Origin of the sequence: Streptomyces sp. NBC_00400 (assembly GCF_036048035.1) — a bacterium.
Classification (GTDB): Bacteria; Actinomycetota; Actinomycetes; order Streptomycetales; family Streptomycetaceae; genus Streptomyces.
This window is the reverse complement of record NZ_CP107940.1, coordinates 1,804,744-1,820,757: the sequence shown is the minus strand read 5'-3', so window position 1 is coordinate 1,820,757 and position 16,014 is coordinate 1,804,744. Positions and strand designations below refer to the sequence as shown.

Below are 16,014 nucleotides of genomic sequence, written 5' to 3'. Positions count from 1 at the left end.
GCTCGTTCCACGGGTCGGGTACTGCCGTTCGGATCCGTCGTCAGCGTAACGTGTTCGTGACGGCAGTCAACAGACCGCGATAGAGGACCGCTACCAGGGAGCCGCCTCGTGACCGTATTCGCGCTGGGACCGGATGAGCAGGAATGGTGCGCCGAACTGCGCGCGCTGACGGCCGAACGGCTGAGCCCGCTGGCGGAGCAGGGCGAGGAGGGCCGGGTCAACCGCCCGCTGGTTGCGGCCCTGGGCGAACTGGGCCTGCTGCGCCGACTGTTCCCCGACGGCGGCGCCCTGCCCGCCCTGGACCTGTGCCTGCTGCGGGAATCCCTCGCCCAGGAGTGCACGGAGGCGGAGACCGCACTGGCGCTCCAGGGCCTGGGGGCCTATCCGATCGTGCAGTCCGGGACCGAGGCCCAGCGCGCCCGCTGGCTGCCGGAGGTCGCCGCCGGGCGCGCGGTCGCGTCGTTCGCGCTGAGCGAGCCGGGCGCGGGCTCGGACGCCGCCGCGCTGTCCCTGGCCGCCGAGCCGGACGGCCCGGACGGCTGGCGGCTCACCGGCGAGAAGTGCTGGATCTCCAACGCCCCCGAGGCGGACTTCGCCACCGTCTTCGCCCGTACCGGAGGCGGGGCGGGCGCGCGCGGTGTCACGGCCTTCCTGGTGCCCGCCGGCCGGCCGGGCCTGACCGGCGCGCACCTGGACATGCTCAGCCCGCACCCGATCGGCACGCTTCGGTTCGATGGCACGCCCGTGACCAGGGCGGATGTCCTGGGCGAGGTGGACGGCGGCTTTGCCGTCGCGATGGCCACCCTGAACCTCTTCCGGCCGAGCGTCGGCGCCTTCGCGGTCGGTATGGCGCAGGCCGCGCTGGACGCGGCGCTGGCGCACGCGGGCGTACGCACCGCGTTCGGCGGCCCGCTCAGGGACCTGCAGTCGGTCGGCCACCAGCTCGCCGAGATGGCCACCCGGGTCGAGTCCGCCCGCCTCCTGGTGTACGCGGCCGCCTCCGCGTACGACACCGGGGCCCCGGACATCGCCCGCCGCTCGGCCATGGCCAAGCTGCTGGCGACCGAGACCGCCCAGTACGTCGTCGACGCCGCCGTCCAGATCCACGGTGCCCGCGCGCTGCGCCGCGGCCACCTGCTGGAACACCTCTACCGCGAGGTCCGTGCACCCCGCATCTACGAGGGCGCCACGGAGGTGCAGCGCTCGATCATCGCCAAGGAGCTGTACCGGGTCCGGCCGTGAACTCCCGTGCGGGGCAGGTTCGTTGCCCGTCTGCGCGGTGGAGCTTCCGGACCTGGCCGCGGGGTGCGGTGCCCAGTCGACGCCCGCTGTGCACGCGCACCCGTAGGGGCGGACGCCGGAGCCCGGCCGACGGGCGGTTGTCAGTGCCGGATGGCAGGCTGAATTCAGAGGATCCGTGAAGGGAATCGTCATGATCACTACTGACTTCGTCCCCGGCTCCCCGTGCTGGCTCGATCTCGGTGCCCCCGATGTCGAGGTCGCAACGGCCTTCTACCGGGCCGTGTTCGGCTGGCGGTCCGAACCCTACGGTGACCAGGACGCGGGCGGATATACGCTCTTCCGGCTCGACGGCACGGCTGTCGCCGCGGTCGGCCCGCTCCCCGAGGAGGGTGCCCGCTCCGCCTGGACGCTCTACTTCCACACCTCCGACGCGGAGGCCACGGCCAAGGCGGTGGAGCAGGCCGGCGGCTCGGTCCGCTCGGCGCCCGTCCTGGTCGGTGCGGACGACGGCAGGTTCGCGCGGTTCGCCGACCCGCAGGGCGCGGAGTTCGCCGTCTGGCAGCCGGTGCGCTACCCGGGCATCGAAGTCGCGGACGGTGCCGGGAGCCTGTGCTGGACGGAGCTGTACACCACCGATCCGGCCGCCGCGCAGGCCTTCTACTCGACGGTCTTCGGCTGGAGCACCCAGGACATACCGCTCCCCGGCGGTGGCGGCATCTACACCCTGCTCACCCCCGCGGGATGCGGCGAGGACCGGACGCACGGCGGCCTCATGGGCGTCCCCGCCGATCTGCTCGGGCCCGGCGGAAAGCCGTACTGGCACCCGGTGTTCGGCTCCAAGGACTGCGACGCCACCGTCGGCCTGGTGACGGGCAACGGCGGCACGCTGTCCATGGGCCCGGAAACCGCCGCGGGCGTCGGCCGGCTCGCCGTCTGCAACGACTCCTCGGGCGCGGAGTTCGTGGTGCTCACCCCCGAGGGAGAGCTGTGACCGCGCCGCCCTCGGCCAAAGGACAGCCATCAGCCCCCCTCAGCGTCGGAACCGACGCGCTCCACCGATCGCCACACCCAGCGCGACACCCACGCCGATACCGATGCCGAGGTTGTCAAAGACCAGCAGTCCGAGTCCGACTCCGGCCAGCAGACCGAAGGAGATGCTGAGAGCGAGCACCGCATCAGGAGAGGGGGCGCGCTGCTCCTCGTTGTTCTCCTCGTGGTTCGTCATTCGACCATGCTGCGGCAAGCGGACGCTTCATGATCACCCGATGGTCGCCGGAGGCCGGACCGGTCAACGGCTCCCTCAGCCACGGTTCTCCCGATGCCAGGCCACCGCTTCCGCCGGCCCCTCGTCCGTGCCCTGCCCACTCGGCACGGACAGCCGGATAGGGGCTGCCGCGATGGGCCTGGCACTCCGGTTGCGGTACGGGGCAGCCCTTAGCTGACGCCGCATAGCTACCCCCGGCGGCCCGACGCCCTCGCGGACACCTCGCGCGACTGCGGCCTCCATGCCAAGTTCGCTGCCCACCGGGCAACTTGGCCGGCCGGGGAAACCCCCTCCTTTTCCTGACCCCCGGCCCGCAGATCATCCTCACCCCGTTCCCCCCACCCGCTGAGCGCACCCGGGCCGGAGGGGGGAGAGCCCCACCTGGAGCCGGGGGCCCGCAGGATCGGCCCCGGGCAGTCGCTCCGGACATGCTGGGCCCAGCGCAAACCGCTGGTTTCCCAACGCATCCGTAGGAGTGGGCTCGTGCGTGAGCAGACATGGCTGAAGTCTCGTTCTTCCGGGCGGCTGCGGGGTGGTGGCCGGCGCAGAACCGCGCCCGCTGCGGCCGCGGTGGCCGTCGCCGTCATGATGACGGGCGCCCTGGCGCCGCCCGCGGCGTCCGCTGCCGCCACGTCGCGGCCGGACAGCATCCAGCAGGGCCTGAGCGCACTGGTGCACACCGACGGCCTGCCCGCTGCGCTGGCGAGCGTCAAGGACCGTGAGGGCCGCACCCGTCCCTACACCGCGGGGGTGGGCGACCTGGCCACCGGCTCGAAGGTGCCCCGAGACGGTCAGGTGCGGATCGGCAGCAACACCAAGGTGTTCACCGCGGTGGTCGTGCTGCAACTGGTCAGCGAAGGGAAGATCGGCCTCGACGCCACGGTCGACACCTATCTGCCGGGCCTCGTACGCGGGGACGGGATCGACGGACGCCACCTCACCATGCGTCAGCTCCTGCAGCACACCAGCGGACTTCCCAACTACACCGCCTACCTCGGTGACGACGCCCGGTACTTCGAGCCCCGCGACCTCCTCGACATCGCTCTCCAGCACAAGGCCGACTTCGCGCCCGGGACGAAATGGGAGTACAGCAACACGAACTACGTGCTGGCCGGCCTGATCATCCAGAAGGTCACCGGCCGGCCCCTCGCCGAGGAGCTGGACCGGCGCATCATCAAGCGCATCGGGCTGCGCCACACCTCTTTCCCCGCCCCCGGTGACAGGACCATCCGAGAACCCCATCCCCACGGCTACTACAGGGCTTCCGCCGGCGCGCCGCTGCGCGACACCACGGTCATGGACCCCTCCTGGGGCTGGGCGGCAGGTCAGATGATCTCCACCAACTCCGACCTCAACCGGTTCTTCACCGCGCTGCTGGCCGGCCGCCTCCTCCCGGCGGCCCAGCTCGCCCAGATGCGCACCACCGTCCCGGCTCCCTACCTCGGCCCCGGCGCCCGCTACGGACTGGGGCTCGTGAGCAGGCCCCTGTCGTGCGGCGGTGTCTACTGGGGCCACGGCGGCAGCATCCCGGGATACGAGACCCGGGGCGGCGCCACCGACGACGGCCGCGCCGCCAACATCGCGGTCACCATGCAGCCGACCGACAAGGCAGGCATGAAGCGTGTCGAGCGCGTCGTGGACACCGCCCTGTGCCGCTGAACGGGCGGCCCCCTGGGACCGCGCCCGGCTGCCCGGTGAGCCAGGCGCGGAGCCAGAGACGTACGACAGCTACGGCCGACAGCAACGGCCAACAGGAACGGCGAACCGGCACGGCGAACAGCAACGGCGAACCGTCACGGCCAACAGGCCTGGCCAACAGTCACCGTGCCGTGACCGACCTCCGCCTTCTCGGTACACCGCGTGGCCACGGCCCGGCATGGAGGAAATCGGCACCGCGACCGCGGTCGTCGAAAAAATCCTCCGTCTCCGGGCGCTGGCTGGAGCACCCCGGATCTTCCCCTCCACGCTGACTCGTGGTCGGCCTCGCCGCCCCGCACCGGGGGCCGGGCCGGCCCGTCGACAACGGTGGAGAGGAAACCCCGATGGTCGCCTTGGTGGCGGTGAGCTTCGCGACCCGCCGCCGCCCACCCCGCGTACCGCCGGAGCCTGGACCGGCTGCACGAGATGGGCGTGCTGATCGGGGCGGACGTGATCACGTGCCGCCCCGGCCGGTGGGGTGCCGCAGCCCGGCCTTGCTGCCCCGCGTCCTCGCACGTCAGATGGGTGCGGCGGCCCTCCTCCGAAGGGGGCTGCTCCGAAGGGGGCTTCGGCGAAGGGGCCGTCAGATGTCCCGGAAGATCTCGATCTGTGCCCCGATCGAGTTGAGGCGTTCGGCCAGGTCTTCGTAACCCCGGTTGATGACATAGACGTTGCGCAGGACGGAGGTGCCCTCGGCGGCCATCATGGCCAGGAGGACGACGACGGCGGGGCGCAGGGCCGGGGGGCACATCATTTCCGAGGAGCGCCAGCGGGTCGGGCCGTCCACCAGGACCCGGTGCGGGTCGAGCAGTTTGACCTGGGCGCCGAGGCGGTTGAGGTCCGTGAGGTAGATGGCGCGGTTGTCGTAGACCCAGTCGTGGATGAGGGTCTGTCCCTGGGCGCTGGCCGCGATGGCCGCGAAGAAGGGGACGTTGTCGATGTTGAGGCCCGGGAAGGGCATCGGGTGGATCTTGTCCAGCGGGGCCTGGAGCTTGGAGGGGCGGACCGTCAGGTCGATGAGCCGGGTGCGGCCGTTGTCGGCCGCGTACTCCGCGCTGCGTTCGTGGTCCAGGCCCATCTCCTCCAGGACCGCCAGTTCGATCTCCAGGAACTCGACCGGGACCCGGCGGATGGTCAGCTCCGACTCGGTGACGACTGCCGCCGCCAGCAGGCTCATTGCCTCGACGGGGTCCTCGGACGGTGCGAAGTCCACATCGCGTTCGATGTGCGCGGCGCCGTGGACGGTGAGGGTGGTGGTGCCGATGCCGTCGACCCGGACGCCCAGCTCCTCCAGGAAGAAGCAGAGGTCCTGGACCATGTAGTTGGACGAGGCGTTGCGGATGACGGTGACGCCGTCGTGGCGGGCGGCGGCCAGCAGCGCGTTCTCGGTGACGGTGTCGCCGCGTTCGGTCAGGACGATCGCGCGCTTGGGGGCGACGCTGCGGTCCACCTCGCCGATGTAGGTGCCGTCGGTCGCGGTGATCTCCAGGCCGAAGTGGCGCAGTGCCGTCATGTGGGGTGTGACGGTGCGGGTGCCGAGGTCGCAACCACCCGCGTACGGCAGCTTGAAGTGGTCCATCCGGTGCAGCAGCGGGCCGAGGAACATGATGACGCTGCGGGTGCGGCGGGCGGCCTCGGTGTCCATGGAGTCGAGGTCGAGCTCCGCGGGCGGGACGATCTCCAGGTCGTTGCCGTCGTTGATCCACCGGGTCCGTACGCCGATGCTGCCCAGCACTTCGAGGATGCGGTAGACCTCCTCGATACGGGCCACCCGGCGCAGAGTGGTGCGACCTGCGTTCAGCAGCGTGGCGCACAGCAGCGCCACACAGGCGTTCTTGCTCGTCTTCACATCGATGCTGCCGGACAGCCGGCGGCCGCCGACCACCCGCAGGTGCATCGGCCCGGCATAGCCGAGCGAGACGATTTCACTGTCGAGTGCTTCGCCGATCCGGGCGATCATCTCAAGGCTGATGTTCTGATTCCCGCGCTCGATGCGGTTGACCGCGCTCTGGCTGGTGCCGAGAGCTTCGGCAAGCTGCGCCTGTGTCCAGCCACGGTGCTGCCGGGCGTCACGGATGAGCCTGCCGATACGTACGAGGTAGTCGTCTGCCATGGGGTGACCGTATCTCAGATATGAGATGGGTATGCAATTGTCGGCGGCCTAGTTGTTCTACTACTATGCAAACAACTGAGAGGTGGTTGCCACGCCCATGAAGAGTGCCCTGCGTTCTTCCGCGCCCTCAAAGGCCCGTCCGTGGGCCCTGATTACCGTCCTGCCGTTCGTCGCAGCCGCCGCGGCCGTCGCCGTCGTCTACTTCTCGATCTCCGCCCGATTGCCCGAGCCGCTTGCCACCCATTTCGGTGGTGTCGGCGCCCGGGCCGACGGTTTCACCTCCACCCGCGGCTTCCTGACGCTCACGCTCACCCTGCTGCTCGTCTTCGGCACCGTCTTCGGCCTCCTCGCGCGGCTGCCGGACCCTTCGGAGGGGACGCCCTGGCTGATCGCCGGCGGCTACGCCCTCGCGGCCGCCATCGGATATCTCACCTGCCGGACCCTGGTCATCAACGCCGGAGCCACCGACACCTCGGCGGTCCGGCTGCCGCTGTGGGAGCTGGCCCTGGCGCTCGCCGTCGCTCTGCTCGCCGGGGCCCTGGGCCGTCTGCTGGCGGGCCCTGCGCCCCGGCCGTCCGACCGGGCAGCGGGCGAAGGGCCCCGGCTCGACCTCCCGGCGGGTACGTCGGCGGGCTGGTCACGCACCATCAGCTCGCCTCCGATCGTCGTGCTCGGTGGCCTGCTGCTCGGCGCCGGGCTCCTCCTCCTCGCTCTCGCCGACTGGCCGGCAGGCATCGGACTGCTCATCGGCGCGATCGCGGCCCTGCCCTGTGCCGCCGCGCGGGTCACCGTCGACCGCCGCGGTCTGACGGTGACGTCGGCCCTGCTGCCGCCGCCCCTCCGCATCCGGCACCTCTCCCTCGATCGCATCACGGAGGCCACCAGCCGCCCGATAGGCGCCTTCAAGGAGTTCGGCGGGTGGGGCTATCGCATCCGGTCCGGCGGCAGCGGCCTCGTCCTGCGCTCGGGCGAGGGCATCGTGGTACGGCTGACCAATGGCAAGGAGTTCGTGATGACGGTCGATGATGCCGTGACCGCCGTCGCCCTGCTCAATACGTACCTGGACCGCGCGCGCTCGCGGAAGGAAGGAGCCTGAGGTGCTCTTCCGGGTGGACCCCGGCTCGCCCGTCCCGCTCGGCGACCAGATCGCGGCCTCGGTCCGCGGCGCGATCGCCGACGGCACGGTGGACGCCGGGGAGCGGCTGCCGGCCGCCCGTGCCCTCGCCGTGTCGCTCGGCGTGAACGTCCATACCGTGCTGCGCGGCTACCAGCGCCTCAAGGAAGAGGGGCTGATCGAACTCCGGCGTGGCCGCGGCGCCGTGGTCACCGGTGCCGCATCACCGGCCCGCGCCCGCCTCGGAGAGACCGCCCAGCGACTGATCGCCGAGGCCCGCAACCTGGGGCTCTCGGACGAGGAGATCGTGACGGTGGTCCGTACGGGGCTGTCGGGGTCCTGAGGCGGGCCGGGGGAGGGTTGAGAAGACCGGGGGAGGCCCCGGGAAGTCGGGCGGAGTCCGGCTGAGCCCGGGGGGAGCCCGCGGGCCAAGGCCGGGCTCACGCTCGATGACGTGGCCGTGTGGCCGTGCCGTCAGCCGTCAGCCGTCAGCCGTCAGCCGTCGGCCGTCGGTCGTCAGCCGTCAGCCGTCAGTCGTCGAGGAGCGTCAGATCCAGCCGGCTCAGCCGTGCGAGGTCGGCCAGGATATTGATCTCGACGATCTTCCCGTGCGCGAGGGTGAAGCCCATGACGGAGAACGGCCGGCCGCCCTGTGTCGTGACGAGTCCCGGCGCGCCGTTGACCAGCGCCGGCCGGGCGAAGGCGGCGAACCGGGAAAAGGTGAGCGCCCGCTCGACCACCGCTCGCGCTCCGCGGACCAGCGTCGACAGGCCCTCGGGTGCGTCACCGGCATCGGCGCGCAGCACGACATCCGGGTCCAGCACCGCGAGCAGCGCCTCGAAGTCGCCGCCGCGCGAGGCGGCGAGGAAGGCGTCGACCACTTCCCGCTGGCGGGCGAGATCGGTGTCGGGGGCCGGGGCGGTGGCCTGGACGCGGCGCCGGGCGCGGCTGGCGAGCTGCCGGGCGGCCGCGGGGGTGCGGTCGACGAGTGGTGCGATCTCGTCGAAGGGCACCGCGAACATGTCGTGCAGGACGAAGGCCAGCCGCTCGGCGGGGGTGAGGGTTTCCAGCACGACGAGCAGCGCCAGCCCGACCGAGTCGGCCAGCAGCGCCTCGTGTTCCGGGTCGACGGTGTCCAGGCGGTCCACGACCGGCTCGGGGTCATGGACCTCCAGCGAGTCCTCACGCCGCGCCTTGCGCATCCGCAGCTGGTCCAGGCACACCCGCCCCACGACCGTCGTCAGCCAGCCGCCCAGGTTCTCCACATCGTCCGCACCGGACCGGCTCAGCCGCAGCCAGGCTTCCTGGACGGCGTCGTCGGCCTCGCTCACCGAGCCGAGCATGCGGTAGGCCACGGCCCGCAGACGACTCCGGTTCTCCTCGAACCGCTCCGCCAGCCACTCGTGGTCGTACATGGGTCTCATTCCTCCCCCGTCGAGTTCCGTCACAGTAATGACGGATGGCACGGGCTGGATGTGACACGCGGCAGCGGGCACGCGGCGGAGGGGCCCGCCCCAGGAGACCCGCCCCCAGGAGACCCGCCCGCAGGAGACCCGCCCCCAGGAACCCGCCCCAGGGATGAGCGTCCATGCCGTCGCCTTCCCCGGCCTGGTGGCCGTGTGGTGCCTCACGGGCGCGTTCTTCGCCACCCGTCCCGTCATCGCCAAGGCCCTCAGCCGCTGGGGGCGCGTCCTGCTGCCCCTGGTTCTGATCACCCTGGGCCTGGGCACGCAGTTCCGGCGGCGTCGTGGCGCCTCCGTGCATGACATGGGCGCCCGGCTCCGTGACCGGGGACACCCGGCAGGGCATGACCAGGGCGCGACGATGTACTAGAGTTATCTCGACATCGAGATATCTGCCGAGAGGCGTACCGCTGCCGCGCCAGTAAGGCGTGCCTAACTTAGGCATACCTTAGCGGATGGTCGAGGAGCTGTGACGGCAGCATTGCGGTGGTACGCGCGAATTCATGCATGAAGGAGACTGTCGTGTCGGCGAACAGCTTCGACGCCCGCAGCACGCTGCAGGTGGGCGACGAGTCGTACGAGATCTTCCGGCTGGACAAGGTCGAAGGCGCCGCGCGTCTTCCCTACAGCCTGAAGGTGCTGCTGGAGAACCTGCTCCGCACCGAGGACGGCGCGAACATCACCGCCGACCACATCCGGGCGCTCGGTGGCTGGGACTCGCAGGCCCAGCCCAGCCAGGAGATCCAGTTCACGCCGGCCCGCGTGATCATGCAGGACTTCACCGGCGTGCCCTGTGTCGTGGACCTCGCCACCATGCGTGAGGCCGTGAAGGAGCTGGGCGGCGACCCGGCGAAGATCAACCCGCTGGCGCCCGCCGAGCTGGTCATCGACCACTCCGTCATCGCCGACAAGTTCGGCACGAGCGACGCCTTCGGCCAGAACGTCGAGCTGGAGTACGGCCGCAACAAGGAGCGCTACCAGTTCCTGCGCTGGGGCCAGACCGCCTTCGACGAGTTCAAGGTCGTCCCGCCCGGCACCGGCATCGTCCACCAGGTGAACATCGAGCACCTGGCCCGTACGGTCATGGTCCGCGGCGGCCAGGCCTACCCCGACACCCTTGTCGGCACCGACTCGCACACCACCATGGTCAACGGCCTCGGTGTGCTGGGCTGGGGCGTCGGCGGCATCGAGGCCGAGGCCGCGATGCTCGGCCAGCCGGTCTCGATGCTCATCCCGCGCGTCGTCGGCTTCAAGCTGACCGGTGAGCTCAAGCCCGGCACCACCGCCACCGACCTGGTGCTGACCATCACCGAGATGCTGCGCAAGCACGGCGTCGTCGGCAAGTTCGTCGAGTTCTACGGCGAGGGCGTCGCCGCCACCTCGCTGGCCAACCGCGCCACCATCGGCAACATGTCGCCGGAGTTCGGCTCCACCGCCGCGATCTTCCCGATCGACGACGAGACCCTGAAGTACCTGCGCCTGACCGGCCGCGACGAGCAGCAGGTCGCGCTCGTCGAGGCGTACGCCAAGGAGCAGGGCCTCTGGCTCGACCCGGCCGCCGAGCCCGACTTCTCCGAGAAGCTGGAGCTGGACCTGGCGACGGTCGTCCCGTCGATCGCCGGCCCGAAGCGTCCGCAGGACCGCATCGTCCTCGCCAACGCCGCCGAGCAGTTCGCGCAGGACGTGCGCAACTACGTCGAGGACGACGACGAGGCGGGCAAGGAGTCCTTCCCGGCCTCCGACGCCCCGGCCGCCACCAACGGCGTGCCGACCCGCCTCACCACGGTCACCGCCCCCGACGGCTCGACCTACGAGATCGACCACGGTGCGGTGACGGTCGCGGCCATCACCTCCTGCACCAACACCTCGAACCCGTACGTCATGGTCGCCGCCGCCCTGGTCGCGAAGAAGGCCGTGGAGAAGGGCCTGACCCGCAAGCCGTGGGTCAAGACCACCCTCGCCCCGGGCTCGAAGGTCGTCACCGACTACTTCGACAAGGCCGGGCTCACCCCGTACCTCGACAAGGTCGGCTTCAACCTCGTCGGCTACGGCTGCACCACCTGCATCGGCAACTCCGGCCCGCTGCCGGAGGAGGTCTCCAAGGCCGTCAACGACCACGACCTGGCCGTCACCTCGGTGCTCTCCGGCAACCGCAACTTCGAGGGCCGGATCAACCCCGACGTCAAGATGAACTACCTGGCCTCCCCGCCGCTGGTCGTCGCGTACGCCCTCGCGGGCTCCATGAAGGTGGACATCACCAAGGACGCGCTCGGCGTGGACCAGGACGGCAAGCCGGTCCACCTGGCCGACATCTGGCCGACCGAGGCCGAGGTCAACGACGTCGTGGCCAACGCCATCGGCGAGGACATGTTCAACAAGTCCTACCAGGACGTCTTCGCGGGTGACGCCCAGTGGCAGGCGCTGCCGATCCCGACCGGCAACACCTTCGAGTGGGACCCGCAGTCCACCTACGTGCGCAAGCCCCCGTACTTCGAGGGCATGACGATGGAGACCACCCCGGTCTCGGACATCTCCGGCGCCCGCGTGCTGGCGAAGCTGGGCGACTCGGTCACCACCGACCACATCTCCCCGGCCGGTGCGATCAAGGCCGACACCCCCGCCGGCCAGTACCTCACCGAGCACGGCGTCGAGCGTCGTGACTTCAACTCCTACGGCTCGCGCCGTGGTAACCACGAGGTCATGATCCGCGGCACCTTCGCCAACATCCGCCTGCGCAACCAGATCGCGCCGGGTACGGAGGGCGGGTTCACCCGCGACTTCACCCAGGACGGCGCGCCGGTCTCCTTCATCTACGACGCGTCGCAGAACTACCAGGCCGCCGGCACCCCGCTGGTCATCCTGGCCGGCAAGGAGTACGGCTCCGGCTCGTCCCGCGACTGGGCCGCCAAGGGCACCGCGCTGCTCGGCGTCAAGGCCGTCATCGCCGAGTCCTACGAGCGCATCCACCGCTCGAACCTCATCGGCATGGGCGTCCTGCCCCTGCAGTTCCCGGAGGGCGCGTCCGCCGAGTCGCTCGGCCTGACCGGCGAGGAGACCTTCTCCTTCTCCGGCGTGACCGAGCTGAACGAGGGCACCACGCCGCGCACGGTCAAGGTGACCACCGACAGCGGCGTCGAGTTCGACGCGGTCGTCCGCATCGACACCCCCGGCGAGGCGGACTACTACCGCAACGGCGGCATCATGCAGTATGTGCTGCGCTCGCTGATCCGCAAGTGAGCAGGGCCGCCGGCAGCTGACCGGCGGCACAGGACGGGCCGCACTCCCCAGGCGGGGGAGTGCGGCCCGTCCGCGTATCCGGAGCGCCGGCGCCGGCCGCTCAGCTCAGTAGTTCCACCTCCGCCAGGGTGGCCTCGGCGCCGGTGCGGAGCCGGTAGTGCCGGAAGTCGCCGGGGCGTTCGACGGCGAACACCCGCGTCTGGCGGTCCCAGGTGAAGCGCTCGCCGGCGCGGTGGTCGACCACCTGCCAGTGCCGGCCGTCGGCGGACCCCTCCAGCTGCCAGCCCGACGGCGCCGCGGCGCGCTCCGCGGAGGTCAGGGTGTACGACGTGATCCTGGCGGGCGCGGTCAGCGGGGCCGGGGCGGTGCTGAAGGTGGCGGAGGTTCCCGAGGTGTTGTCGAACAGCGGGCCCGCCGTGGGGTCCGAGCGGTCGGCGGGCGGGGAGGGCACCTTGTCGTCCCGGGTGATCGACGTGGGGGCGGCGTCCGCTGCGGTGCCCCAGGCGGAGGGGTGGTCGCCCATGGTGAAGTCCAGGGTGCCGCCGCGGGCCAGGAGCCGGTGCGGCAGAGCGGTGGAATTCCAGGGCTTGCCGTTCACCCGGAGGCTTTGGACATAGATGGTGCGCGCGTCGTTGCGCGGGGCCCTGATGGTGAGGTCGCGGCCGTTTTCCAGGTGGACCGTGGCCTTGGTGAACAGCGGGGAGCCCACCGCGTATTCGCCCTGGCCCATCACCAGCGGATAGCAGCCGAGTGAGCTGAAGACGTACCACGCGGACATCTCGCCGTTGTCCTCGTCGCCCGGATATCCCTGGCCGATCTCACTGCCGAGATAGAGCCGGGACATCGCCTCGCGGACCTTTTCCTGGGTCTTCCAGGGCTGTCCGGCCGCGTCGTACAGATAGCCGATGTGGTGCGAGGGCTGATTGTTGTGACCGTACATGCCCATACGGGTGTCGCGCGCCTCGGTCATTTCATGGATCACCTCGCCGTACGAGCCGGCGAATTCCTTGGACGCGGTCTCGGGGGTGGAGAAATAGGCATCCAGCTTCTTGGCCAGACCGGCGCGGCCGCCGTAGAGGTTGGCCAGGCCCCGGGTGTCCTGCGGCGCGGTGAAGGCGGCGGTCCAGGCGTTGGTCTCGGTGTAGTCGTTGCCCCAGACCCGGGGGTCGAAGGCGTCCGGGGGCAGCCTCCAGTGGCCCTGGGCGTCCTTGCCCTGGAAGAAGCCGGCCTTGTCGTCGAAGAGCTTGACGTAGTTCTGGGCGCGGCCCAGGAAGTAAGCGGATTCTTCCTTGTAGCGGGGCTTTTTGGTCTTCTCGTACAGGGCCTTGCCCATACGCGCGATGCCGAAGTCGTTGAGATAGCCCTCCAGCGCCCAGGACATGCCCTCACGGGTATCGGTGCTCGTATAGCCGAGGAAGGGCGCGGTGTTCATGCCCTTGCGGCCGACGCCAGGGTTCGGCGGGGCGACGGTGGCGTTCTTGACGGCCGCGGCATAGGCCGCCTCGGCGTCGAACTTCACCCCCTTGGCGTAGGCGTCGGCGAAGGCCACATCGGAACTCGTCCCGGTCATCAGGTCCGCATAGCCGGGCGAGGACCAGCGGGAGATCCAGCCGCCGTCCTTGTACTGCTGGACGAAGCCGTCGACCATCTTCCCGGCGCGCTTCGGAGTGAGCAGGGAGTAGGCGGGCCAGGTGGTCCGGTAGGTGTCCCAGAAGCCGTTGTTGACGTACACCTCACCGTCGACGATCTTCGAGCCGGTGCGGGTCGGGGTGTCCTGGCCGGTCTGCGGTGAGAAGGGGGAGGCATAGCGGCTGCGCGAGGCGACCTTCTCGAAGCCGGAGTTGGGGTAGAGGTAGAGGCGGTAGAGGTTGGAGTAGAGGGTGGTGAGCTGGTCGCGGCTCGCGCCCTGGACCTCGATCCTGCCCAGGAGGTCGTCCCACTGCGACTGCGCCCGGTCCCGGATACCGGCGAAGGTCGCGTCGGCCGGGATCTCCCGGTTCAGATTCGCCCTGGCCTGGTCCACGCTGATCAGGGAGGTGGCGATCCGCATGGTCATGGTGCGGTCCGCCCCGGGCTTGAAGCGGAGGTAGCCGGTGACGTCCTTGCCCCCGGTGCAAGCACCGGCTCCACTGGAACGGCTGACGCCGCACCCCCCGTCGGCGAGTTTGCCGCCGCCGGTGACCGGGGCGTCGAAGACGCCGTAGACGAAGAGCCGGGTGGCGCCGACGGACAGGCCGCTCCTGACGTCCGAGAAGCCGGTGACGGTCCCGTGCTCGGTGTCCAGGCTCAGTCCGCCCTTGTTGTTGACGTTGTCGAAGATCAGGCTCGCCTGGTCGCCGGGGAAGGTGAAGCGCATCAGCGCGGCGTGGTCGGTCGGGGTGATCTCCGTCTTGAGGCCGTTGTCGACGGTCACGCCGTAGTAGTGCGGCTTCGCGGTCTCGTTGGCGTGGTGGAACGGCAGCGCACGGCCGGTGCGGGAGGCATCCGGAGTGCCGGCCGCGGCGGACGGCATGACCTGGAAGGTCTGCCGGTCTCCCATCCACGGGCTCGGCTCATGGCTGGCGCTGAAGGCCTGGAGGGTGGGGAGGTTGTCGGCGTTGTTCTTCCGCGCGTACTCGTAGAGCCAGTCGGCGGAGCCCGCGTTGGTCACCGGGGTCCAGAAGTTGAACCCGTTGGGGACCGCGGTGGCGGGGAAGGTGTTGCCGCGCGAGAAGCTGCCGCTGGAGAGCGTGCCGCGGGTGGTGACGGCGTAGTCGGAGAGGTGCGCGAGCGGCTTCTGAGGGGCCTCGGCTTTGAGGACGAGGTCGTCGACCCAGCCGCGGAAGGCCGGTGCGGTCCGCGGTGCCCGGGGCGCGTCGTAGGCGACCAGGATCCGGTCGACGGTCTTGCCGGCGGCGACCGCGCCGATCCGCGACTCCCGGTTGTTCCACTGATTGGCGTAGAGCGTCTTGGAGGCGGCCTGGCCCTGCGGGGTCAGCGGCGCGCCGTGCTGGTCGACGGCGGACAGCTCGCTGAGGTAGGTGCCGTCGGTGAAGGCCAGATCCACGGCGGCGTGGGTCGCCGGGTAGTCCGGATCGCTCTTCGCCATCTCGGGGAAGATCTTGTACGAGAGCGAAGTGGCCGCGGTGACGGGGAGGTTGACGTCGAAGATCTTGTTGTACGAGTAGCCGCGGCCGTCGGCGGTGTGGGTGCCGGAGTAGCGCAGCGCATGCGTGCCGCTGAAGCCGGCGTGCGCCTTGGCGGTGGGGGAGGCGTCGGGGCCGGTGTCGGTCCGGGTGTTCATGCCGGGCGCGGCGGGGGCGGTCTGCGGGCTGACACCCGAGGCCCGGGGTGTGCCGTCGGGGCTGGTGTCGACGCTGTCGGTCCAGTCCGGCTGCGGTTCGCCGGATTCGAAGGAGGAACGGAATTCCGTGGCCCCCCGGGGCGTTCGGGGCGGCGCGGCCTGTGCCGGGCCGGGCACGGTGGTGACGAGTAGCGCGGCCGCCGTGAGGGCGGCGAGGCGGGTGATCCCCCGCAGTGGACGGTGCCGGTATCCGATCCGCACGCGAGCCCTCTCAACAAGATTGACATCGTTGTCAGTTACATGACGCCAAGATAAACAGAGATAAGTAAGGTGCGTGGGGTCTTTGGTGTCAAGGGTGTCGCTGAGATCGGTGGGCCGCGGTGTCGCCGGGCGGTCCGGCGGGGTGACGTCCGGGCAATCCGATGCATGCCGGGGAGGTCTCAACTAGGGAAAGACTGCCGTCCAAACCTGCATTCGATCTTGCCCCTGAGGCCGGAAGTGGACTATACCTGTCGGCGTCCGACCGGCCGTACGACCACGGCCGCGGAGCCGGGGGGAAGGCGGGAACGCATGAGTACCCCGCATTTCTCTAGCGAGCCC

11 protein-coding genes are annotated in these 16,014 nt (G+C 70.4%); 7 read left to right on the top strand and 4 right to left on the bottom strand.

What is annotated here, in order from left to right; genetic code table 11:
* Positions 1-108: 108 nt before the first annotated feature.
* Both OHS81_RS07995 and OHS81_RS07990 read left to right on the top strand, forming a co-directional pair.
* Positions 109-1,242, top strand: coding sequence for an acyl-CoA dehydrogenase family protein (locus tag OHS81_RS07995; RefSeq protein ID WP_328383800.1), 1,134 nt, complete (start codon positions 109-111; stop codon positions 1,240-1,242).
* 190 nt (positions 1,243-1,432) lie between these two features.
* The gene (locus tag OHS81_RS07990) at positions 1,433-2,233 is read left to right on the top strand and encodes a VOC family protein (RefSeq protein ID WP_328383798.1); all 801 of its coding nucleotides are present in this window, start codon (positions 1,433-1,435) and stop codon (positions 2,231-2,233) included.
* Positions 2,234-2,272: 39 nt separating this feature from the next.
* Here OHS81_RS07990 and OHS81_RS07985 read toward each other — a convergent pair whose 3' ends face one another.
* Positions 2,273-2,467, bottom strand: a complete 195-nt coding sequence (locus tag OHS81_RS07985; RefSeq protein ID WP_328383797.1) for a hypothetical protein — start codon at positions 2,465-2,467, stop codon at positions 2,273-2,275.
* Positions 2,468-3,091: 624 nt separating this feature from the next.
* On the opposite strand from OHS81_RS07985, the gene OHS81_RS07980 reads away from it, so the two are divergent.
* Positions 3,092-4,165, top strand: coding sequence for a serine hydrolase domain-containing protein (locus OHS81_RS07980; protein ID WP_328390971.1), 1,074 nt, complete (start codon positions 3,092-3,094; stop codon positions 4,163-4,165).
* A gap of 622 nt (positions 4,166-4,787) precedes the next feature.
* Here the strand turns inward: OHS81_RS07980 and OHS81_RS07975 are convergent.
* Positions 4,788-6,317, bottom strand: coding sequence for a helix-turn-helix domain-containing protein (locus OHS81_RS07975; protein WP_328383795.1), 1,530 nt, complete (start codon positions 6,315-6,317; stop codon positions 4,788-4,790).
* Positions 6,318-6,414: 97 nt separating this feature from the next.
* Here OHS81_RS07975 and OHS81_RS07970 point away from each other — a divergent pair, with 97 nt between their 5' ends.
* Together OHS81_RS07970 and OHS81_RS07965 are read left to right on the top strand one after the other, a co-directional pair.
* A complete protein-coding gene (locus OHS81_RS07970; protein WP_328383793.1) occupies positions 6,415-7,413 on the top strand; it encodes a DUF1648 domain-containing protein in 999 nt (332 codons plus the stop codon).
* A gap of 1 nt (position 7,414) precedes the next feature.
* Positions 7,415-7,774, top strand: a complete 360-nt coding sequence (locus OHS81_RS07965) for a GntR family transcriptional regulator (RefSeq protein ID WP_328383791.1) — start codon at positions 7,415-7,417, stop codon at positions 7,772-7,774.
* Between the two features lie 187 nt (positions 7,775-7,961).
* Here OHS81_RS07965 and OHS81_RS07960 read toward each other — a convergent pair whose 3' ends face one another.
* Positions 7,962-8,846 (bottom strand): sigma-70 family RNA polymerase sigma factor, encoded by an 885-nt coding sequence (locus OHS81_RS07960; RefSeq protein WP_328383789.1) that lies wholly within the window; start codon positions 8,844-8,846, stop codon positions 7,962-7,964.
* Positions 8,847-9,009: 163 nt separating this feature from the next.
* On the opposite strand from OHS81_RS07960, the gene OHS81_RS07955 reads away from it, so the two are divergent.
* Entirely contained in the window at positions 9,010-9,264 is a 255-nt protein-coding gene (locus tag OHS81_RS07955) for a hypothetical protein (RefSeq protein WP_328383787.1), read from the top strand.
* A 152-nt stretch (positions 9,265-9,416) separates the two neighbouring features.
* Positions 9,417-12,131: an aconitate hydratase AcnA gene (acnA, locus tag OHS81_RS07950; RefSeq protein ID WP_328383785.1), complete on the top strand. Its 2,715-nt coding sequence runs from the start codon at positions 9,417-9,419 to the stop codon at positions 12,129-12,131.
* A 100-nt stretch (positions 12,132-12,231) separates the two neighbouring features.
* On the opposite strand, the gene OHS81_RS07945 is transcribed toward acnA, so the two are convergent.
* Positions 12,232-15,675 (bottom strand): GH92 family glycosyl hydrolase, encoded by a 3,444-nt coding sequence (locus OHS81_RS07945; protein WP_328383783.1) that lies wholly within the window; start codon positions 15,673-15,675, stop codon positions 12,232-12,234.
* Positions 15,676-16,014 lie beyond the last annotated feature (339 nt).

What these genes read in the sequence shown, in the direction of transcription:
- OHS81_RS07990 (WP_328383798.1), top strand. Translation starts at nt 1,433, where the DNA reads ATGATCACTACTGACTTCGTCCCCGGCTCCCCGTGCTGGCTCGATCTC.
- OHS81_RS07985 (WP_328383797.1), bottom strand. Translation starts at nt 2,467, where the DNA reads ATGACGAACCACGAGGAGAACAACGAGGAGCAGCGCGCCCCCTCTCCT.
- OHS81_RS07980 (WP_328390971.1), top strand. Translation starts at nt 3,092, where the DNA reads ATGATGACGGGCGCCCTGGCGCCGCCCGCGGCGTCCGCTGCCGCCACG.
- OHS81_RS07975 (WP_328383795.1), bottom strand. Translation starts at nt 6,317, where the DNA reads ATGGCAGACGACTACCTCGTACGTATCGGCAGGCTCATCCGTGACGCC.
- OHS81_RS07970 (WP_328383793.1), top strand. Translation starts at nt 6,415, where the DNA reads ATGAAGAGTGCCCTGCGTTCTTCCGCGCCCTCAAAGGCCCGTCCGTGG.
- OHS81_RS07960 (WP_328383789.1), bottom strand. Translation starts at nt 8,846, where the DNA reads ATGTACGACCACGAGTGGCTGGCGGAGCGGTTCGAGGAGAACCGGAGT.
- OHS81_RS07955 (WP_328383787.1), top strand. Translation starts at nt 9,010, where the DNA reads ATGAGCGTCCATGCCGTCGCCTTCCCCGGCCTGGTGGCCGTGTGGTGC.